Origin of the sequence: Bacillus sp. HNG, from assembly GCF_003400205.1 — a bacterium.
Taxonomy (GTDB): domain Bacteria; phylum Bacillota; class Bacilli; order Bacillales; family Bacillaceae_L; genus Ferdinandcohnia.
Window position 1 is genome coordinate 39,842 of the sequence record NZ_QUQV01000017.1, and the last position, 19,249, is coordinate 59,090.

21 protein-coding genes and 2 pseudogenes are annotated in these 19,249 nt (G+C 34.2%); 18 read left to right on the plus strand and 5 right to left on the minus strand.

The window, feature by feature from the left end; all coding sequences use genetic code 11:
- Positions 1-44: 44 nt before the first annotated feature.
- The 6 genes from DZB84_RS21035 to DZB84_RS21060 all read left to right on the plus strand — a co-directional run bounded on the left by DZB84_RS21035 (position 45) and on the right by DZB84_RS21060 (position 4,954).
- A complete protein-coding gene (locus DZB84_RS21035; RefSeq protein ID WP_116354265.1) occupies positions 45-428 on the plus strand; it encodes a hypothetical protein in 384 nt (127 codons plus the stop codon).
- A gap of 109 nt (positions 429-537) precedes the next feature.
- Positions 538-1,323, plus strand: coding sequence for a TIM barrel protein (locus DZB84_RS21040; RefSeq protein ID WP_223254526.1), 786 nt, complete (start codon positions 538-540; stop codon positions 1,321-1,323).
- A gap of 351 nt (positions 1,324-1,674) precedes the next feature.
- The gene (locus DZB84_RS21045) at positions 1,675-2,367 is read left to right on the plus strand and encodes an SGNH/GDSL hydrolase family protein (RefSeq protein ID WP_116354267.1); all 693 of its coding nucleotides are present in this window, start codon (positions 1,675-1,677) and stop codon (positions 2,365-2,367) included.
- Positions 2,368-2,557: 190 nt separating this feature from the next.
- On the plus strand, positions 2,558-3,664 hold the full coding sequence (locus DZB84_RS21050; RefSeq protein WP_116354268.1) for a glycosyl hydrolase family 18 protein: 1,107 nt from the start codon (positions 2,558-2,560) through the stop codon (positions 3,662-3,664).
- A gap of 172 nt (positions 3,665-3,836) precedes the next feature.
- Complete coding sequence (locus tag DZB84_RS21055; protein WP_116354269.1) at positions 3,837-4,286, plus strand: GNAT family N-acetyltransferase; 450 nt, start codon at positions 3,837-3,839, stop codon at positions 4,284-4,286.
- A 125-nt stretch (positions 4,287-4,411) separates the two neighbouring features.
- The gene (locus tag DZB84_RS21060; protein ID WP_116354270.1) at positions 4,412-4,954 is read left to right on the plus strand and encodes a CBO0543 family protein; all 543 of its coding nucleotides are present in this window, start codon (positions 4,412-4,414) and stop codon (positions 4,952-4,954) included.
- 84 nt (positions 4,955-5,038) lie between these two features.
- On the opposite strand, the pseudogene DZB84_RS25575 reads toward DZB84_RS21060, so the two are convergent.
- Positions 5,039-5,462, minus strand: a pseudogene (locus DZB84_RS25575) (tyrosine-type recombinase/integrase); the annotation flags it as partial.
- A 112-nt stretch (positions 5,463-5,574) separates the two neighbouring features.
- Between DZB84_RS25575 and DZB84_RS25495 the strand changes: the two are divergent.
- The 3 genes from DZB84_RS25495 to DZB84_RS21075 all read left to right on the plus strand — a co-directional run bounded on the left by DZB84_RS25495 (position 5,575) and on the right by DZB84_RS21075 (position 7,247).
- Positions 5,575-5,709, plus strand: coding sequence for a hypothetical protein (locus tag DZB84_RS25495; protein ID WP_262983991.1), 135 nt, complete (start codon positions 5,575-5,577; stop codon positions 5,707-5,709).
- Between the two features lie 118 nt (positions 5,710-5,827).
- Complete coding sequence (locus DZB84_RS21070; protein ID WP_116354271.1) at positions 5,828-6,526, plus strand: MBL fold metallo-hydrolase; 699 nt, start codon at positions 5,828-5,830, stop codon at positions 6,524-6,526.
- Between the two features lie 211 nt (positions 6,527-6,737).
- The gene (locus tag DZB84_RS21075) at positions 6,738-7,247 is read left to right on the plus strand and encodes a DinB family protein (protein WP_116354272.1); all 510 of its coding nucleotides are present in this window, start codon (positions 6,738-6,740) and stop codon (positions 7,245-7,247) included.
- Positions 7,248-7,326: 79 nt separating this feature from the next.
- On the opposite strand, the gene DZB84_RS21080 is transcribed toward DZB84_RS21075, so the two are convergent.
- The gene (locus tag DZB84_RS21080) at positions 7,327-7,779 is read right to left on the minus strand and encodes a GNAT family N-acetyltransferase (RefSeq protein WP_116354273.1); all 453 of its coding nucleotides are present in this window, start codon (positions 7,777-7,779) and stop codon (positions 7,327-7,329) included.
- 414 nt (positions 7,780-8,193) lie between these two features.
- On the opposite strand from DZB84_RS21080, the gene DZB84_RS21085 reads away from it, so the two are divergent.
- The 5 genes and pseudogenes from DZB84_RS21085 to DZB84_RS25065 all read left to right on the plus strand — a co-directional run bounded on the left by DZB84_RS21085 (position 8,194) and on the right by DZB84_RS25065 (position 12,879).
- Complete coding sequence (locus DZB84_RS21085) at positions 8,194-8,862, plus strand: Type 1 glutamine amidotransferase-like domain-containing protein (protein ID WP_116354274.1); 669 nt, start codon at positions 8,194-8,196, stop codon at positions 8,860-8,862.
- 552 nt (positions 8,863-9,414) lie between these two features.
- Positions 9,415-9,852, plus strand: a complete 438-nt coding sequence (locus DZB84_RS21090) for a VOC family protein (protein WP_116354275.1) — start codon at positions 9,415-9,417, stop codon at positions 9,850-9,852.
- A gap of 154 nt (positions 9,853-10,006) precedes the next feature.
- Positions 10,007-11,164: an acyltransferase family protein gene (locus DZB84_RS21095; protein WP_116354276.1), complete on the plus strand. Its 1,158-nt coding sequence runs from the start codon at positions 10,007-10,009 to the stop codon at positions 11,162-11,164.
- Positions 11,165-11,559: 395 nt separating this feature from the next.
- Positions 11,560-11,985, plus strand: a pseudogene (locus DZB84_RS21100) (NUDIX domain-containing protein); the annotation flags it as partial.
- 702 nt (positions 11,986-12,687) lie between these two features.
- Positions 12,688-12,879, plus strand: coding sequence for a hypothetical protein (locus DZB84_RS25065; RefSeq protein WP_189655334.1), 192 nt, complete (start codon positions 12,688-12,690; stop codon positions 12,877-12,879).
- A 126-nt stretch (positions 12,880-13,005) separates the two neighbouring features.
- On the opposite strand, the gene DZB84_RS21115 is transcribed toward DZB84_RS25065, so the two are convergent.
- A complete protein-coding gene (locus DZB84_RS21115; RefSeq protein ID WP_116354294.1) occupies positions 13,006-13,110 on the minus strand; it encodes a YjcZ family sporulation protein in 105 nt (34 codons plus the stop codon).
- A 961-nt stretch (positions 13,111-14,071) separates the two neighbouring features.
- On the opposite strand from DZB84_RS21115, the gene DZB84_RS21120 reads away from it, so the two are divergent.
- From DZB84_RS21120 to DZB84_RS21135, 4 genes are all read left to right on the plus strand, one after another.
- Positions 14,072-14,263, plus strand: a complete 192-nt coding sequence (locus DZB84_RS21120) for a hypothetical protein (protein WP_116354278.1) — start codon at positions 14,072-14,074, stop codon at positions 14,261-14,263.
- Positions 14,264-14,353: 90 nt separating this feature from the next.
- On the plus strand, positions 14,354-14,857 hold the full coding sequence (locus DZB84_RS21125; RefSeq protein ID WP_116354279.1) for a hypothetical protein: 504 nt from the start codon (positions 14,354-14,356) through the stop codon (positions 14,855-14,857).
- Positions 14,858-16,017: 1,160 nt separating this feature from the next.
- Positions 16,018-17,265 carry a DUF4153 domain-containing protein gene (locus DZB84_RS21130; RefSeq protein ID WP_116354280.1) on the plus strand — a complete coding sequence of 416 codons (1,248 nt, stop codon included), beginning with the start codon at positions 16,018-16,020 and terminating at the stop codon, positions 17,263-17,265.
- 450 nt (positions 17,266-17,715) lie between these two features.
- Positions 17,716-18,024 (plus strand): hypothetical protein, encoded by a 309-nt coding sequence (locus DZB84_RS21135; RefSeq protein WP_116354281.1) that lies wholly within the window; start codon positions 17,716-17,718, stop codon positions 18,022-18,024.
- Between the two features lie 138 nt (positions 18,025-18,162).
- On the opposite strand, the gene DZB84_RS21140 is transcribed toward DZB84_RS21135, so the two are convergent.
- Both DZB84_RS21140 and DZB84_RS21145 read right to left on the minus strand, forming a co-directional pair.
- A complete protein-coding gene (locus DZB84_RS21140; protein ID WP_116354282.1) occupies positions 18,163-18,498 on the minus strand; it encodes a L,D-transpeptidase in 336 nt (111 codons plus the stop codon).
- A 188-nt stretch (positions 18,499-18,686) separates the two neighbouring features.
- Positions 18,687-19,109, minus strand: a complete 423-nt coding sequence (locus DZB84_RS21145) for an RDD family protein (protein WP_116354283.1) — start codon at positions 19,107-19,109, stop codon at positions 18,687-18,689.
- Positions 19,110-19,249: the final 140 nt, after the last annotated feature.

The following is a 19,249-nucleotide window of genomic DNA, read 5'->3' on the forward strand; positions in this document are numbered from 1 at the left end:
TTAAACGTATTCAAACTGTTAGGTTATGGAGAGGGGGAGGTTTATTGGTTACAGAGATAATAGTTTTCGGGATTGTTTGGGGTGCATTATTTATTTACTTCTTAACACCATTTACAAGTTTGGTAACTTTTAAATCTTACAAAGGCATTGATGTAGCATTCAAACATGTTTTTATAGATAGTTTAATTAAAATTGTGATGCATAAAAAAGCGATCCTTGCTCTTCTAATGTTGGTCATTACTTTAGTTTTTATCTGGTCTTATTACTCACAACTTGAATGGTATAATCTTGCTCATGGTGTAGGGGAAGTGTCTACAAAACCAAAACTTTTAGGAATATACTACATCGTAAGTGTAATAATATATTCGGCACTACTCTATCTTTTATTAGCACTTAGAAGAACCCTTGTGTTAATAAAAATACCTTAAGCTAAAATTCAGGTTCTAAAGATGGCAAAATATACAAAAGGTATTTATTATTTGGAAGGTGTGAGTAACAAAAATGCATAATTGTATAGGACTTTCTGGAAGTGTGATTATGACAGAACCTGATAAATTCCCTTTATTATTTACTAATGAGAAAGTAAGTCATATTGAGATTGGTGAGTTTCCAAGCGAAGAGTCGTTACATAATTTCTTAGATTTGTTACATAAGAAAAAACTTACATTTGGTCTACACTCCCCTTTGTATAGAAATCAAAGTAAATATGATCTGCTTGAAAAAGTACAATACGAACCTGAACAGGCGTGGGAACAGTTTGAATCAGAAGTTAAATATATGTCCCAGTTAGGGGCTGAGTATATTTTAGTCCACTTTCCTTATTTTAAAGAAGAAAAAGACATAGATACTACTGAAATGATTGAAAATGGCTTAAAAAGATTACATAAGCTTCAAGAAAGATATTCGATATCTATTGTTTGTGAACCGAAACTGGGTCTTAATAGATCAGCGTTTGGGATAAGAGCTCTTGATCAATTTCCGATTGAAATTTGGGACAAGTATGGCATAAAACTGTGCATAGATATAGGGGATTACTTGTTAGCGACTGGTGATAAAGCTTTAGAACATATCAAGAAATGGACAAGGCATATAAAAGTAGTTCATCTACACAATGTAGAGTTTCATAATAATAAATACATATGGGTACCTGTTCACCCATCTCATGAAAAAGACAATTCCCATTTTAAAGTAAGGGATTTGATTTATAAGTTATCGAAAAGTTCTGGTGTGTTTTTTATTTTCGAACATACACCCCATACAAATCCAACACAAACATTTGTCAATGAGGGAATTAATTGGGTACAGGATATCATTAGAGGATAACCAAATTATGGTGCCTGGCCTAATGGTGCGATAATCAAAAAATGGATTATCGCTTATTTTTGTTGAAGATGGAGAAATTAGCTGATACGCCGGATGTTTAGTGATATTGAAAGGTAGGGGAGACTCGATGTTTTGGTATATAGCAACTACTATTATTAATTTCAAAACATCTACAAGTTAAAGAAGAACAGATGGAAAAAGTAAGTAATGATGAGATAGAGAAACAATTAGAAGAAGATTTAAATCGGAAATAAGGGTGCAATAATCCAAGTAAGGTTAATGCACTTTTTGATGACTTGAACCATAGCAATTACGATTTTGTTAAGGCCATTAAAAGGGAGGAATTTAACAATGAAGATTGGACTAATTGGTGATAGTTTAACAGAAGGTCGACCGGGAGTGTCTTTTGTTAATATTTTAAAAGAAAACTATCCAAAAATTACATTTGATAATCTTGGTAAACCAGGGGAGACAGTAAAAAGTTTGCACACACGTTTAACAAAAATAAAATTAGATTATGATCTTATTTTCCTTTGGATTGGAGTCAATGATGTTTATTCAAAATTGTTGAGAGTCCAAGCGCAGCCTGTTGCAAACAATCCCGAGGAATTTGAGGAGTATTACAACAAAGTATTAGAGTTGGTTATTGCGTCTTCTAAACAGGTGGTTACGGTTTCGCCAGCCATAGTGGGTGAAACTTCACAGAATGAATTCAATAAAGAAATAAAAAATTTATCTTCCATCATCCAATCCCTCTCTAAAAATCATGTAAATGTAAGTTTTCTGGATATGCATTCCGTATTTGAGATACACCTCTCTAGAGTAACTAGTTCAGATTATATCAGTATCAAAGTGATGAGAGTGATGCTTGATGTTCTCTTTTATAAGAATCCAACTAGCATTGACAGGTTATCAAAAAAACGAGGACTTCACTTCACGTTGGATGGCATACATTTAAATAGTACGGGTGCAGCACTTGTTGCAGACGAATATTCAACTATGATAGATCGACTCCTATTCAACGACCACAAGTCCATTCAGTAAAAAATACATTTTTTATAGGGTCAGTAGAAATAGCAGGGTTTAAGAAGGTTGTTATTAAAACTGATGTACTTATATTAATTTGAGATGCTCTTATTTCCGAAATCCTTTAAGGGGAAGAAAATCAATTCGTGAATAAGAAACACCTTTTCTAATCAACTTAAGTAATAACCAAATTAGAAGAAGGTGTAGTATGGCGAGAAATTATTTTCGGACATTCACCATCATTTCGTTAAGCATGGTCTTATTACTAATGTCATCGTGTAGTCAGCCCAAAAGTGAAGAGGAACCCAAAAATGTTAAAACTCCCCGTGAAGTGTTAGGTTTCTACACAGAACAGGAAGGAACGTATCCAGGCTCTCAACCTACAGTTAACTCGCAATTCACCAGTTTAAGCATCATTGCACCTTTTTGGTATAAGCTTGATGATAAACGTCCAGGCCATCTTATAGCTTCCGTTTCATCAGATCATAAAAGTAAGGTTATTCAGAGTGCTCACGATAAAAACTTGAAGGTATATATGGTTGTACATAATCTCTTCTATGAAACCGTGGAGAAGGGAAAGCAAGTAGCGAGTAATGTACTTAATGACGATAAAAACCGGAATGTTTTCATTCAGAACCTACGCAATGAAATAGCACAGTTTAAATATGATGGTATCAATATAGACATGGAAAATTTGAATTTGACTGACAAAGATTCCTTTAGTCTGATGATAAAAGAATTGTCTGATGCTCTACATCGTGATGGAAAAGTAGTTACCGTTTCAGTCCCAGCAAACACTGGCGATTCCCGCGCTAATCCTTGGTCTCCGTGGTTTGATTACGAAAAACTTGGCCGACATTCGGATGGGTTAATGATTATGACATACGATGAACACAATCCAAGAACAAAACCCGGTCCAACAGCTTCAGTTGATTGGACAGAAGCAACGATTCGTTATGCCTTGAAACAGGGAGTATCACCATCAAAGATTTTACTGGGTATCGCAGGTTATGGATGGGACTGGGATACAACAGCAGACAAAGCTGAGTATAGTTCCTATGCACAGTTAATAGATCAGAAAGAAAAATATAAATCGAAAGTGATATGGGACTCCGATTCACAAACACCTCATTTCAGTTACGTAGATAAAGAACAACACAGCCACCAGGTATGGTTTGAGAATAGCAAGAGCCTTCGGTTTAAGTTAGACCTTGTAGAAAAATATGACTTAAGAGGAATCGGGATTTGGCGACTGGGTTTAGAAGACCCAATGTACTGGACAACGATACCAGAGAAAATTGAGGTCAAAAGGTGATGGAATGATCATCCCAATCCTGAACATGTTTTAAACCAAGGGTTTGTATGGTTTCAATTCCATAAAAATGCGATTCCTTAGTTACAATGGGGCGACGGTCCAACGTGGATTATCGCCTATTTTCGTTAACGTTTTTCAGGTAACAAGAATTACGCAATAAGAGGTGATATATATGGGGAAATATGAGGTAAAGCAAATTAACAATCTATTGAATTATGATGTGGATAGTTTAGTAAAACAAAGCAAAGAAGAGAGTTATCGTTTTGTAGAAAGACTAATAAATGATTATAAAAATGGCAGTAATACTTTTGACCATTATGGAGAAGGTTTGTTTGGTATGTTTAATGAAGAAGGTGTACTTGTTGCTATTGGTGGATTAAATAAAGACCCATTTTTAAATGAACAATATATAGGTAGGCTGAGAAGGTTTTATGTCAGTAAAGAGTGTAGGAGAAGCGGGATAGGAAGCCTTCTTGTAAAAAGGATAATTGATGAAGCAAAAAGATATTATAAAATCTTGGTGCTTCATACAGATACCGAACAAGCTGACAAATTTTATTGTGCAATCGGATTTACAAAGGGAAATCTTTATCCAAATTCAAGTCACTATATGGAGTTATAAAGCTAAAATGTTATTAAACAAACTGAGGGAGTTCTATAACTTTTACTTTAGACCAAATGCTGTAAGAATAGTAACTTTTTAAATGGAAAAGTTATATGTAGGATAGCGATTGGGGATGAAAGCCAATGAAACCGTCGTATGAAGATGTTAAAGAAGCTAGAGAAACATTAAAAGATGTTGCTTTTAAGCATTGGATTCAGGATGATGTATTCACTTGGAAATGGTGGTTATTACTTGCTGCTACAATTATCCCCTGGATTTTATGGCTTATATTTCACGATAAAAAGAGAACCTTTGAAATTTTAAGCTATGGACTTATATGGGCAGTTATGGCATCGCTTTTGGATGTGATTGGCGGAGAATTGATTTTATGGGGTTATCCAGACAAATTGTTACCAATGATTCCTCCCTTGTTTCCAGCAGATATTACAGTAATTCCTGTGTTATTTATGGTTATTTACCAACTTTCAAAAAGATTTTATAGCTATTTTATTTTGTCTATACTAGGTTCGGCACTATTCGCTTATGTTATTGAACCTCTATTTATAAAAGGGGAAATGTTTATTTTACATAATTGGACACATTCAAAGTCCTTTTTTGGATTTGTTATTTTATCCCAGATTGCGTATTTGATAATAGTTAAACTTAAATCGAGTATGGGGACTTAACTAGAAAAATTTCTTATTCAACTAGCGGTTGAAATATTTTAATGTAGCAACCAGTTATTAAAACAAGTTGCTCCATAAATTTTTTTAGACATACTTTTGATAAAACTCCTTCCTGAGACGACCACTTAACTCTGCAAATATTCGAGTAGTTTCACTTTTCTCATGACCCTTAAAACTCTGTATCACTTCAAAAGGTGCACCATTATTTAATATGTGGGTTGCATACCTGTGACTCAGTTGATGCAGATAGATTACTTTGTTAATACCTGCACGTTTTGATATTCGTTTAATGATATATCGTGTTGGTGCTATGCTCATTCGGTGGGGATGTCTTTCAGTTGCAAAGACAGCTGCATCATTATCTTCTTGGCTTTCACATAAACTCAAATAGAGCTTTTCCCTTCGGTGAAAAGCAACCTTCTCGAAGATGTTCAATCTCCTTTTCTGTTAAAAATTTTGAGATTCTTTTCCCTATCTTTGGCTCTTTAATCTTAGCTGCTGGATTTTTCTGATATGTCCTTCTTCATATACTCATCAAAAGAGCGATTCATTGAACGAACACGATGTACTAGTGATGTGGGTTTTAATGTTTTATTAGACTTAGAGAGGTAAGCTTTTACTTGTTCTTAGAGTTAAATAAAGTAGGATGGAAGATCGATTGGCGTGAAGGTACTGGAACTATTTATATTAAAGATGACATAAAGGTTATTTTAAGTAGTCAAACGGACTACTTGCTCATTAGCTTAGAGGAATAAGGAGTCTGAACTATCGGATGCTCTGATCCCAGAAGGATTAAGTCACCTTAGTGGAGGAAGGTATTAACAAAAAAATGAGCGAATATTACTTAATAAGTAAAGTAATTGGGGGGATAGAATGAAAACATATCTCGAAGAAATAACGAAAAACGTGTACGCTTTTTTATTGTGGGATGAAACCTGGAACTCTTATAATAACTGCTATTTGTTGCTCGAGAACAATAATATTATTCTTATTGATTCAGGGAAGGAAGAACATTCTCACTTCCTGTTTTCCAAACTAAAAAAGAAAGGAATTTTTAAAAGTGATATAACTCATTTTATTGCCACACACGGTCACAAAGATCATATTGGAGCAATCCAATTTTTAGGTGAAATTGAAGGCTATATTCATAATCAGGATTTAGAACTAATTCCAGAAAATATTAGAAACAAACTAAATAGGAAACTACCAGATATCGGTCTAACTGTAAGTAATTTAGAATGTGTTCTCCTTGGACACCATACTAAAGGTTCTGTTTTACTATATCAACGTAGAAGTAAAGTGTTATTTTGCGGAGACCATCTCTGTTTTTTTGGAGAACAATTGAGCGGTAATGTTGTAGATATAGGTATTTGTGAGAAGGAAAAATATAAGCAGTTTGTTTCTGAATGGTCTCAAAACAAGGAAATGAGAGAACAGCACAATTTTAGTTTATTTATCGAAGGGTTAAAAAAAATTTCCAAATACGATGTTGAGTATTTATGTACGGGGCACGGTGTAGTTTTAAAAGGTAAAATAAATGAATTTATTTCTGATTTGCTTAAGTTTGAATAGTTAACAATCATTTTTTTCAATTTACGGGAGCTAAGATTAGCCTTTTTTATTGAAATAAAGAAGCAGAATAGTTGAACGATTCATTTGTCTTTGTGGTAAAATATGGATAAAAATAATTGGCATGAATACACATTGCAATAAAGGAAATATCTTCTTGACAGTCGAATATTAGCCCAGAACCATAATAAATATTCCGATGAGGAGGATTCTTGTGCGTCCACGACCATTATTTATTGAAAATCCAGAGCATTATAGGTATGTTAGTCTTGTGCCAGATGGAGATATTGAAGAAATACTTAGTAAGCAACGAACTAAGACCATTACCCTCTTAAGCAGCGTATCAGAGGAGTCAGCAAGGAAGGCGTACGCACTCGGGAAATGGACTTTAAAAGAAGTGATTGGGCATATGACCGACTCGGAACGTGTGATGTCGTATCGAATGCTTGCCATTGCACGAAATGAAAGTGCACCACTCCCAGCAATGGATCAGGATCAATACGTTTCTGCGGCAAACTTCAACAAATTATCCTGGGAGCAGTTACTAGCTGGTTTAGATACGGTACGCACGAACACGTTAAGCCTTATTTCAACTATTGATGATGCAGCGTGGGTTCGTAATGGGACTGTAATGAACAGCTCAGTTTCGGTAGGTACCATTGCATATGGCATTGTCGGGCACGAGTTACACCATATGAAAGTGATTAGTGATAAATACTTATAAGTCTTTTTCTATTAATGAAAAAACCTAATTTCTCATTTATTGCTGAAAAATTAGGTTTTTTAATATTGAAACTTCCAGATTACTTTTCCAATTGCCATTTTAACATTTTATTTTCTGAACCTATTCTGTTCATTTGTAACTTTTCTAACACTCTTATTGAAGGAACGTTATCATCAAGGCATTCAGCAACTATCTTAGTTACGTTTTTATCTGAAAAAGCCCACTCTATAAGTTTTTGAACTGCTTCAGTTGCATAACCCTTACCTTGAGTGGAAGGTACAATCCCATATCCAATTTCAACGATGTTTTCTGAATTAGGTTTGCCTTTAAAACCAATATCACCAATAATAGTGTTATTTTCTTGATTAATCACAAACCATACACCCCAACCAAAAAGAGTAGAATCTTCTTTTAGTTCTCTTAAATACATATTTATATGGGGACCCATTTCATAATCTTCTGATGTTCTAATGATGGATATTGACTCTTCTGTACAAGGAATCAATTTCAGTCTTTGTGTTAGTATTTCCATTATTTATCTCCTTTTGATCTCTTTCCAGTTTTTGTACTTGTATTTTACCCTAAAACAGGGATTGACTGTATGAATATTTATACTTTTATAAATCTTTAATCGATAATCACAAGTTAGGTAATGATTGTGAAAATTTGTACTTCAACTATAGGGTGCCATATTTCAAGAAGGAAGTATGGCTATTCTTATTGAAGTAAAGAAGCAGAATAGTTGAACAAGGATTTATATTAGTTTTGTAGAATTGTAAAGTATAGTACAGATTGAGCTTTACTAGGTATTCGAATAGACAAATAAGCTGAACATCGAATAACAATAAATCTGTAGAAGTGTTCTAATCATTCATAAAGTTAGGGTTTTCTAGCTTAGAAGTAAGAACAAATTTGACAGTACCAAACAAAAACAAGGAGTGAAGTTATGAAATTTCTGCTTACATCTGGAGGCATCAATAACAAAACCATCCACGACGCGCTGGTTGACATGCTGGGCAAGCCGATTGCTGACTCTAACGCCCTGTGCATCCCCACTGCGATGTATGGACACCCTTGGGTTGGCCCTGGCGTCAAAGCCTGGCAGTTCATCAGTGGGAAAGAAGAGAATCCCATGGTCGATCTCGGTTGGAAATCCGTCGGCGTGTTGGAGCTCACAGCACTTCCAAGCATCGACGAAGACCGCTGGATACCTCTGGTACAAGAGACAGATGTACTGCTGGTGTCAGGCGGCGACGCCCTTTACCTGTGCCACTGGATGCGTCAATCCGGTATGGCAGACCTTTTACCGTCACTGAACTCTGTCTATGTGGGAATGAGTGCTGGGAGCATGGTGTTGGCACCTAACATAGGGGAATACTTCGTTGGCTGGACTCCACCAGGCGGTGGTGATGAAACACTGAGATTGGTTGATTTTTCAATCTTTCCACACCTGGATCACGAGATGCTGCCGGGAAACACCATGGCTGCCGCAGAGAGATGGGCAGCCGGGATGCAGGGACCTGCGTATGCGATTGACGATCAAACAGCAATCAAAGTAATCGAAGGAGAGGTAGAAGTTTTATCCGAAGGACAATGGAAACTGTTTACACCTTGATCTTACTATAGGCACGTTTCTTGGTACAATCCCTTGGGATAGTGGGATAATTTGAAAATAAATAGATACTTAATGGCACGATTCTTCAATATAGAAGGATCGTTTTTTCTTACACACTAAAGGGTTTTATTGAAGTATAGGGCAGGTATCTTTAATAATAGGGGAGATAAAAGATGGAAGGGAATAAAGAAAAAAACAACTTAAAATTGGCTTTATTTTGTTTGAAGTATTTCTTATATCGGGAAGTATACAAGTTATTTTACCCCATATAACTTTGTTCGAGTTGTATCGTTATTTTTGGTTATTGGAAGTTTATTATCTTTAGGTGCATTTATTAGAGAATTGCTTATTATTAAGACAATGAATCCTAATCAATAAATTTAATTTTCTTTTTAAAGTTACGGGTACATTATTAGTACACAACTATCGCTTTTTCAACGATTGTGGCAGGTGTGTTAAAGAAGAATATTTTCCTGTTTTGAACGAGAATTTTTTATAAAACCTTACACGAACACAGGTATTGAAAATAACAGGTACATAGGAGGACGAGATATGAAGATCAATAGAATAGATCATGTGAGTATAAACGTAAATGATCTTTCAGAGGCTAAAGCGTTTTTTCTTGATTTAGGACTTGAAGTGCAAGCGGAATGGGAATTGGATGGTGAACAGTTGGATAGAATAGTTGGGCTTAATGGTGTTAAAACGGCATGTGTAGGATTGGGGATGCCAGATGGTCAGACATGGATAGAACTAGTTAAATTTTATACGCCATCAGATGAAAAAGATATTCAGCAACCTTTTGCAAATACGCTGGGTATCCGACATATTTGCTTTGCTGTTGAAAATATTGAAGCTGTTGTTGCAAAGTTGAAAAGGAGGGGTACGGAAATCTTTAGTGAGATACAGCAATATGAAGAAAGCTATAAGTTATGCTACGTTCGTGGTCCAGAGGGTATTATTTTAGAGTTGGCGGAGAAAGTTGGATAAATATTGAAGGGTCTTTAAATGATTTAGATCTCCGACTTTAAAGATTTCTTCTTAAACTATCGGGTAGTGATAGTCGAAGAAGGATGAAAATATTCAAAAATGAGTGTACTTAGTTTTATGAAAGATATAAAATTGTCTAAAAAGGGGGAAAGTTATGGAAGTTAGGAATCAATTTTCTAGACATTACGATTTAGACTGGATAAAGGTATTAGTTATGTTCATCGTGTTCCTTTATCATTGTTCAATGTTCTTTAATTCTTTTGATTGGCACATTAAAAACAATAAAATTAACCATACATATATCGAATTTTTTTCCCTCTTAGTGGGAAATTGGATCATGCCAATATTTTTTGTTATATCTGGAATTGCTACTTATCACGCTCTAAAAAGAAGAAATGCTCAAAGTTTTATGAAAGAAAGTTTTTTACGACTTGGAATACCCTTACTTCTAGGAATCTTTCTATTGTCACCACCTCAAGTGTATATTGAAAGAATTACGAATAATCATTTTAAAGGTTCTTTCCTACAATTCTTTCCTCATTACTTTGACGGATTATATTTAGAAATTGGTGGAAATGGTAACTTTGCATTTTTTGGACACCACCTTTGGTATCTTTTAATGTTATTACTTTTTTCGGTCATTACGTTGCCACTTTTTTTAAAAACTAGAAAAAATGTGAGTGGAAAAGAGTTTAATATTCTTCATTACCTATTAATTCCTATCCCCCTTACAGTCGCCGCTTTAACTGTCAATAGTATTGTAAATTTAGCGAGTTGGGGAATAATCTTTTATTTCTTATTGTATATTTTAGGATTTTACTTCTTTTCCAGAGAATCGTTAAGGGAGTTTGTGCGTAAAATTGGCTTTTTAGCTGGTGTTTTAGGTATAGTTTGTACAGCTTCATATATATTCTGGGTTATGTTCTATGGTTTTCCGATGAATGTTTCCATCAGTTGGGCAATATTCATGATAATTCGTGTCCTTTTGGTATGGAACTTGCTATTTTTTATCTTATTCTTAGGCGACAAATATTTGAACATTTCCGGTAGAGCTTTAAAATATACAAGTGAAGCATCTATGCCGTTTTATATTCTTCATCAACCTATAATTATTTTATTAGGATTTTTCATCTATAATTTAGGATGGTTGGTACCTGTAAAATTATTTTTTTTAGTAGCTACAGCATTTTTGATCATTATGAGTTTGTACCATTTTCTTATTCGTCGAGTTAACTTTCTCCGTGTTCTTTTCGGTTTAAAAGAAATGAAGAAAGAAACTTTAAGTCAACAAACTATGGAGATTAGTAAATAGGAATATTTTATGTATTGAAAAATGAGACAGCATATAGTTGCTGTCTTTTTGTTTATTGATAGTGAGTGAAGATCGAGCTTGAGAGATTTCTCCCAAGTTTTTAAGGAATAAAGGGAAATTTTTATTAGGAAAGGGAAAGCTCGATGTTTTATTTTAATTGCTTAATAAACAATCGGGTAGTGTTGATTTAAGAATAATTAATACACTGTTCTGTTGAACGAAAAGAATCGTATGGAAGGATAGTGGAAGAAAGATGCCGAAGTAAAAATTTATAAACGGAAAAAAAGAGTAAATAGTATGTTAGAATTTTTGAGATTCGGACAAATGGCAGTCGCGTTACTTTTAAATAAAGAACAAGAAGTTTTGTTTCTTCAAAAAAAGCCAAAAGACACTTTCCTCGCAGGGTTTTAGTTCCAATTGTGGGACATATCGAGGGTGACGAAATTTATGAACCTCAAAAAGCGTGTACACGAGAGATTGAAGAAGAAACAGGCTTAAGGAGTGAATGCATAGAAGATCTATCACTTAGATACATTGTGCTTAGATTAAAGGAAAGTCAAGAAATTCGGATACAATATGTTTTCTTTGGTAATGTGTCAAAAAATCCTACCTTAATTGAAATTGATGAAGGTTCATTAAAATGGGTAGGTTTTAAGGATATTCCAAATCATAATGTTTCAGCCACTACTGTTGAAATCGTTAAACATTATAAAGAAATCGCTACATTTACTGAAGAAGTATATGTAGGCTCAATGAAATCATTAAATGGAAACCCCCGAAATTACTCGGGGACAATTAGAGGATTGGGAACCTCTGATTAGTTCCTAAAAGAATTATTTGTTCCAAAAATAATTAATGCTTATTTTGTTTATATGGTGATTAATAAAAACGAAAGGGAGTCGAAGGTGAGTTGAATTTATATTCACATAAACCTGAAGCGTATGAATGCCCATTTTTCCGGGTTTTATCAGGAATAGAAAGACCCAATAAAGGAACGAAACAAAGAGACATTTTATATCAAAATAAACACGTTACTGCATTTATCGCAAGCAAGTGGTGGCCTAATAACAAGGGGCACGTTTGGTATTTCCTAATGTCAAAGACGCCCTATAGATTAATGAGAAACCCAACCCCTTTTCACGTATGTCGAAGTAGAAACAAAAAGCGAAGCAAAAAGAGACCATTACATGAAATGTAATAGCCTTAGATGCGCCTTTATATGAGGTTTTTTAAAGTGACAAATGTTGGATCCCACTACTTTTCCAAGGCAAGGGATTCCCAAGTTGAAACAGTTATTTGGAACAATAACAGTATATTCAAAAAAAGATAAAACGACAGGTAAAAATGTTGGAAAAACGTTAAATTTAAATAATAATTTATTTCGCAATTTGATTAGACGGGTATTATCCTTTGGATTCAGCAAATGTCATATAAAATCTAGAAATCAAGACAAATACCCAAGAACATTTACCCAAAAATGCATATGCTGTATTGTTAAATGAAATGAGGAGGATGAATGTTTTATGTACATTAACAGACAGTATCCAGGCATTGGTTTAGGTGGACCAGGTTCAGGTTTTGGTTTTGGACCAGGACTAGGGTTTGGAGGTCCAGGTTTTGGATTTGGTTATCCGTACCACCATCATCACTACCCTTACTACCATCACTACCCTTACTACCATCACTACCCTTACCACCATCACCACCATTATTAAAAAACTAAAAAAGATTCCAAATAATAATGCTTTCTTTAAAACAGGCTGTTTCCACAAAAGAAGAAACGCCTGTTTCTTAATAGATATGAAAAAAGGTTCAGCCTCACTAGGAATACCTTATTTGAATTAATATCCACCATGGACAAAGGAAGCGCCTACGATAATTAAAAGAATAAAAAGGACCACGATTAGTACAAAATTCGTACCATGGCCATATCCATATCCACTCATAGCCCACAGCTCCTTTTTTGATGTTAATTCAGTATATGTAACTGATTTTAACATGCTGGACTATTGATATTATTGTTAATTAAAGAACCCCCATAATAATGTGTGTCCTGTGAAAGGTGAAAAACTATGGAGTACGGAGGTTATTTTTATTCGTAAATTACCAATATGAAATGGACAAGAGTGGGTTTAATAATTCGTTATCCCATTCTATTGTGACGAAGTGTAATTAAATTAAAGGGTGCTAGAGCACAAGATGATGCTCGCTGTGGCGGTCTTTTTATTTATTAAACTAAAAAGCAAATTTTAGTTTAATTTCATTATATAGAACGCTAACCGAAATGATTAACGTTCTATACATGATGGAAGGGCACACGCAGTGTTTTAATATAGAGTTGGAGTCGGAGGAGAACAATAGAAGGAAACAATATCGCTTAAAGCAACCGAATATTGATTCCATCTTCCGCCGAAAAACCTATAACCATAAACTCTTAATTCCCCTACAGTCGTTAAAAAAAACCAGAAACTATCACCGTTTCTAAGCCTCAGAAAGGTGAAACGATAAATACAATTTTGAAGCCCCCAGGGATTCAGTGCATAGAGTGGCATTTGTCGTATTTCCATATTTAGAAGTTCACTCCTTATTGAAATTAGACTAATAACCAGTTTATGCTCATGGTCAAAGCCCTGATTGGATGAATGCCTAGTAGCCCACCTAACATTAGATATGAATAAAGAAGCTTATATGAATGGATTGGGAAACTTTTATTATCGAGAATACTATCATTAAATCAAAGGAAATTATGAATAGTTTATAAGTGATGGGGTTGCTCAACTAAAGGGTACGATAGTCCAAGAAGGATTATCGTTTATTTTTGTTGAAGTATTTTACTAACGGAGCAGGATCGTCTATAAGAAAGTTTAAATTGTGTTTGAATTATTCATAAGAGGTGGCTTTAATAACTTGAGATTTTTAATTGCTGTCCCACTTATTATCATTGGTGCTTTTTTGATTGGACTAACGAACAATGACATGGATGTTATGGGTAAAGCTATGATTAAAATTATAGGATGGGGATCTTTTTTTGTTGGTATTTTAATTTGTGGAAGAAAAAAGAAAGAAAAAAAAGATCATCTTAAAAGACAGGTGCTTTGATCTAAGAAGGATTAACAACCTTTTTTGTTGAATCCCATATTTAACAAACGATGCAGATTATTTAACTTGAGATTTAATTCAGGAGGTATTATGAAAAAATTCTATCTTTTATTTTTCATGTTCGTTTTCTTGGCGGGCTGTTCGTCGTCTACGCTAAAAGATGCCATTAGAAAAAATGGAAATATGAATGTTGATGTTTTATTTCAGGACGAATACGATAAAGTTGTTATATTTTATAACGAAGATAATACTGGTCAACCGTTTTTAAGTATTAATACTTTTTCAAAGGATTATCTAGGATATAAATATGATTCAGGCACTGGAGAATATACTCAAGGTTTAAACATAACAGTTAGTACAGTAGGTAACAGTGAATTCGGAGCTTTTTGGGGCGGGGTTTTTGATTATCCTAACGCTCATTCTGTCAGATATATTTTAAAAGATGAAAATGAAAACAATATCTATGAATCAACGATTAACATTACCGAGAAAGATGTTGTTTACGAAAAATTAAATCATGATATCTATAATAAAATACATAGTCTTCATTACCAAATTTTAGATGCAGACGGAAAAGTGTTATACGAAATGTGAAATGAAATCTGACAGGAAAAAGAAATATTTTGTTAAGCTATTGAATTCCACCAAAAAGGTGCTTTTCTAATTGTGCTCAGTGCAGGTTAGTTCAAAGGTAAAAAGCGGTGTATAGATTAACAAAGTTTTATTTTGCTGCTTGTATAACATATGTATTTCTTAATAAACATTATCCATTCTATGACTAAGCGAACTTTGGTTTTGACGATTGGTGGTATTGCTGCCATTGCACCAGGTTTAACAAAGTTCTTTGGAGATTTATATGGACATTCATAGTTTTTAGTTCCGATATTGTGTTAATAATAAGAAAGTTATTTTTAGAGAAATCAGTTGTAAAACTTTGGATTACGTTATCATTATCTGTATTCAGCCATATTTTTATTGATTATATAGGGAATGGAGTTGCATTAGTTTAGCCTTTTCTTACAAATGAGTATGTTTTTCACATAATAAAGTCTAACGGGTGCAAGAGTGAAGATTAAAGTTGTCACAAGAACAGCTTTTTCTTGTTGTATTAACGAGGCAGAATTGTACAAGATAAGTCATTTTGTAACAAAATTGGAGGGGATTAGCTGTGAGTAACCAATTATCGAGTTGAGCCTGAAAAGTCTAAATTCTTCTATTTAACTAAAGGGTGTAAGAGTACAAGAATGAATTGGTAAGGCGCTCCCTTTTTCTTATTCGACTAACGAAGCAGGTTAATTGTACAGGTTATAAATTAAATGGTTTAAAGTTATAAAGCATTTCTTAAAAGGAGGAATGCTTTTTATTTTTGCTTAAAAACAAAAATGCAATAAAAATGTTATTTAAATTAATAAAAATTTATTGAAAAACAATAAAATATATATTAAAATCAGAATGACTAAGAGAGGTGCTTTTTATGGAAAAAGTAATAAAAATAGCTGTTATGCTTTAGTAGTCCCAGTTCTTTTTCTGTGGGTAGCAAAAAGGAAAATGAGCGTAACAGAACTTTCGGAGAAAATTGGAAAACAATGGCGACCCTTTCTATATTGAAGAAAAAGCAAAAGCGATTCTATAAACCACTTAGAGGCAATTTGTAAGACTTTAGAATGGCAGACTGGAGATATTTCCAATACAAAAGAGACAGTTAAACATTGTGGAGGAAACTTATAATAACAATTATTAGGGGAGGTATAATTATGGACATTAACAATTTGATTACTGAAAATATTGCTAACCCTCATGAGCTGGAAAGAATGTATAGAAAAGACCCCAAAGGTTTTAAAAAGTTATTCTCACACGCATGGGAACAAAATCCTGATTCTCAGGTTCTTGGTGTTTGGAATGAAAGATTGCATTTCAAGGAAACAGCAAATACAGAAAAATCTTCCTTGCTTCAAAAAGGTTTCTTATTCATGGGCATTTTAGCCATTCTGGCCGGGATAAGCACCAGGATCATTTTCCATTTTGTCGAACAGGAAGCAATTGCTCCAATTAACCTTGCTTTTGGTATAATTCCCTTTATTGCTGCCTATTTTGTTTACATTAATACTCCGAAAAAAAGTGTTATTTATTGCCTTGCAGCGTTGTTCCTAATTTCTGGGTTTTATCTTAATATGTTGCCATTAAACTATAAAGACAGTATTATCCTTGTTTATTTACACCTTCCCATATTCTTATGGGTATTGGTAGGGCTTGCGTATACAGGAAATGAATATTCAAAAGGCAGTACAAGATTAGCCTATATTAAATTTAATTTGGAATATTGTATTCTCTACGCCAGTATGGCAGTTAGCGGGATGGTACTAGCAGCATTAACGATGCAGTTATTTAGCTTTGTTGGCTTGGATATAGAAGACTTCTATTTTAGTAATGTCGTTATATTTGGTGCTGCGGCTCTCGCTATTGTGGCTGCATACCTGGTATCAATGAATCTTAAACTTGCTAAAAATATTACACCATATATAGCTAAAATTTTTAGTCCTCTTGTCCTGGTTACATTGTTGGTCTATCTTATAACGGTTATATGGGTCGGAAAAAATCCATTCTTGGACCGAAATTTCTTGATAGCCTTCAATGGAATACTCCTTGGTGTATTGGCAGTCACCATATTTTCCATTACCGAGAGCGACTCAGACGAGAAAAAGAGCATTTCAGATTATATAAATTTTGCCTTAATTGTTCTTGCGCTTTTCATTGACAGTGTGGCCTTGTCAGCCATCGTGTTCAGACTTTCTTCTTATGGGATTACGCCTAATAGACTTACTGTTTTAGGTGTAAACATACTTATCTGGGCAAATTTAATTTGGATAATGCTCTCCTATATGCGTTTTCTACGAAACAAATCCGGACCTTCAACTATCCAAGATGCCGTCACTAAGTATTTGCCGGTTTACGGACTTTGGGCAGCTTTCGTTACATTTACTTTTCCGATAATTTTTAATTAGATTGGATTGATAATGTAGCGAAAAAAATAATCTTCTATAACGTATAAAATCCTTAGAGCCAATATTATGCAGCTTTTTATACAGAGATGCATAGTTTTGGTTTTTTTATTACTAAAGTTAAAAAGAGTGTACTCAAACTAGAAGACATAACATTTTGTTGCAAATGGATTTTTTTAAAAATGTCCAGTTTCACTTACCCAACGAAAAAGGACTTCATGAAACGTATTTGATAAGCTAAACTTGCAGGTTCTAAGTTTGATTTTGATTTATATTAAATATGAAAAGATGTACTTACACGAAGGGATGCGTTGATCTAAGAAGGATTAATGCACTTTTATATTGAAGTTATCAAGCTAACGAAGCAGGATAGTTTAAGAATTAGTGGTATTTTTTGGAATTTAATATTAAAATAAACTAAATTAAATCTATTACATATATTAGGGGGAAATGATGAGTAAAAAACGAATTATTTTATCAAGTTTTTTAATATTATTGATACTATTTCTATCATTAACAAAACCGTCTCCTGATACCTTTAACAATTGGTTATCCAACAAATATAATTTAGAATGCCAAGAAAATGAATGTGTAAGAGATTCTAACAATTATAAGGTTGTAAATAGAGATTTAGACAATTTCGTTTTATTTAACAAGATAGGAATAAAATTACAGGAGGAAGATGGAGTTTATTTACAAATTGAGGGGATAGGAATCTTTGGAGTATTCTCCACTTTTACATACAAAGTATTCGAAGAATGAATAATGAATTTATTCAATTACATGAAAGAACGTTAACTTTCATTTTATATGGCGAAGCTCTGCTTCATGCATGGCTAACTTGGCATTTAGAGCAAGTTGGCCCAAACCTATGTAGTAAAGGGTATGAGATTTACAAAGTCATTTATGAATAACAACCGGAGTACCAATTGGAACTCTAGATGATAATTCTAGAACATCATGATTAAACATTCTAATACATCCATGTGAGACATTCTTACCAATGGAAGCCGGGTTATTTGTTCCGTGTATACCGTAATGAGGTTTTGACAATCCCATCCACAACACTCCAAACGGTCCTCCGGGATTAGGTTGTTTATTAATAATCGTATATGTCCCAGTAGGCGATGGTGACAATATTTTTCCGATTGCAATTGGGTAAGCCTTGATCCTCTTGTTTCCATCAAAAAGTGTTAATTGATGCCTTGATGTTGATACGTTAATCCATTTCGCCAAGATGATCAACTCCCTTTTTTGACTTTTGTATGAAGTAACCCAGGCATTGAATAGGTGCATTTCTTTAAAAAGGAGAAGTGTTTTTTTGCCGAAGTTAAATCTTGTGACACGGTACTAAAGCCACTATTATTTTATATAGCTTTTTAGGTTTGGAGGTCCACGTGGACTGTCCCCCTAGTCTTACCCTGTTAATTTATTTCGGGGGGATTGTAGGTTACACATGTGCCGGCTACGAAGTCATGGATTGCTCTTTTGTCTTCTCGGACGGCCACCATGACTACACTTACAATGAATCCCATTCCTAACGTCAACGCGTAAATTAGCCCTGCTACTACAATCCGAAGTAGCATATTCCCAATGTGTAATTTTTCACCATCAACCCTCGAAATTCGAATCCCGCATAGCCTTTTTCCAACCGTATACCCGTACCAAAAGAGTGGTAGGCTTAGAGTATATAAGAATTCTAGAAGTCCAGATTGCCAAGAATCATCATCTATTGGAAAGTTAAAAATGAGTGAAAGTAGAAAAATAGCAAAAAAAACGACAATACCATCAATAATTGAAGCACCCAGTCGAATCCAAAATCCAGCTGGTTCAAAATCACTAAGCATTTAAACACCTCCAATATAATGTATTCATCTATGATGATTCCTATTAATGGTACCTTTATTTTACCATCGTTTGAAACCGGTCACCACCCAGATGAATTCAATCAATTTATAAAAGAGATGAACTTTTTTAGTCAGTTATG

What these genes read in the sequence shown, in the direction of transcription:
- DZB84_RS21040 (WP_223254526.1), top strand. Translation starts at nt 538, where the DNA reads ATGACAGAACCTGATAAATTCCCTTTATTATTTACTAATGAGAAAGTA.
- DZB84_RS21045 (WP_116354267.1), top strand. Translation starts at nt 1,675, where the DNA reads ATGAAGATTGGACTAATTGGTGATAGTTTAACAGAAGGTCGACCGGGA.
- DZB84_RS21050 (WP_116354268.1), top strand. Translation starts at nt 2,558, where the DNA reads ATGGCGAGAAATTATTTTCGGACATTCACCATCATTTCGTTAAGCATG.
- DZB84_RS21055 (WP_116354269.1), top strand. Translation starts at nt 3,837, where the DNA reads ATGGGGAAATATGAGGTAAAGCAAATTAACAATCTATTGAATTATGAT.
- DZB84_RS21060 (WP_116354270.1), top strand. Translation starts at nt 4,412, where the DNA reads ATGAAACCGTCGTATGAAGATGTTAAAGAAGCTAGAGAAACATTAAAA.
- DZB84_RS21070 (WP_116354271.1), top strand. Translation starts at nt 5,828, where the DNA reads ATGAAAACATATCTCGAAGAAATAACGAAAAACGTGTACGCTTTTTTA.
- DZB84_RS21080 (WP_116354273.1), bottom strand. Translation starts at nt 7,779, where the DNA reads ATGGAAATACTAACACAAAGACTGAAATTGATTCCTTGTACAGAAGAG.
- DZB84_RS21085 (WP_116354274.1), top strand. Translation starts at nt 8,194, where the DNA reads ATGAAATTTCTGCTTACATCTGGAGGCATCAATAACAAAACCATCCAC.
- DZB84_RS21090 (WP_116354275.1), top strand. Translation starts at nt 9,415, where the DNA reads ATGAAGATCAATAGAATAGATCATGTGAGTATAAACGTAAATGATCTT.
- DZB84_RS21095 (WP_116354276.1), top strand. Translation starts at nt 10,007, where the DNA reads ATGGAAGTTAGGAATCAATTTTCTAGACATTACGATTTAGACTGGATA.
- DZB84_RS25065 (WP_189655334.1), top strand. Translation starts at nt 12,688, where the DNA reads ATGTACATTAACAGACAGTATCCAGGCATTGGTTTAGGTGGACCAGGT.
- DZB84_RS21115 (WP_116354294.1), bottom strand. Translation starts at nt 13,110, where the DNA reads ATGAGTGGATATGGATATGGCCATGGTACGAATTTTGTACTAATCGTG.
- DZB84_RS21125 (WP_116354279.1), top strand. Translation starts at nt 14,354, where the DNA reads ATGAAAAAATTCTATCTTTTATTTTTCATGTTCGTTTTCTTGGCGGGC.
- DZB84_RS21130 (WP_116354280.1), top strand. Translation starts at nt 16,018, where the DNA reads ATGGACATTAACAATTTGATTACTGAAAATATTGCTAACCCTCATGAG.
- DZB84_RS21135 (WP_116354281.1), top strand. Translation starts at nt 17,716, where the DNA reads ATGAGTAAAAAACGAATTATTTTATCAAGTTTTTTAATATTATTGATA.
- DZB84_RS21145 (WP_116354283.1), bottom strand. Translation starts at nt 19,109, where the DNA reads ATGCTTAGTGATTTTGAACCAGCTGGATTTTGGATTCGACTGGGTGCT.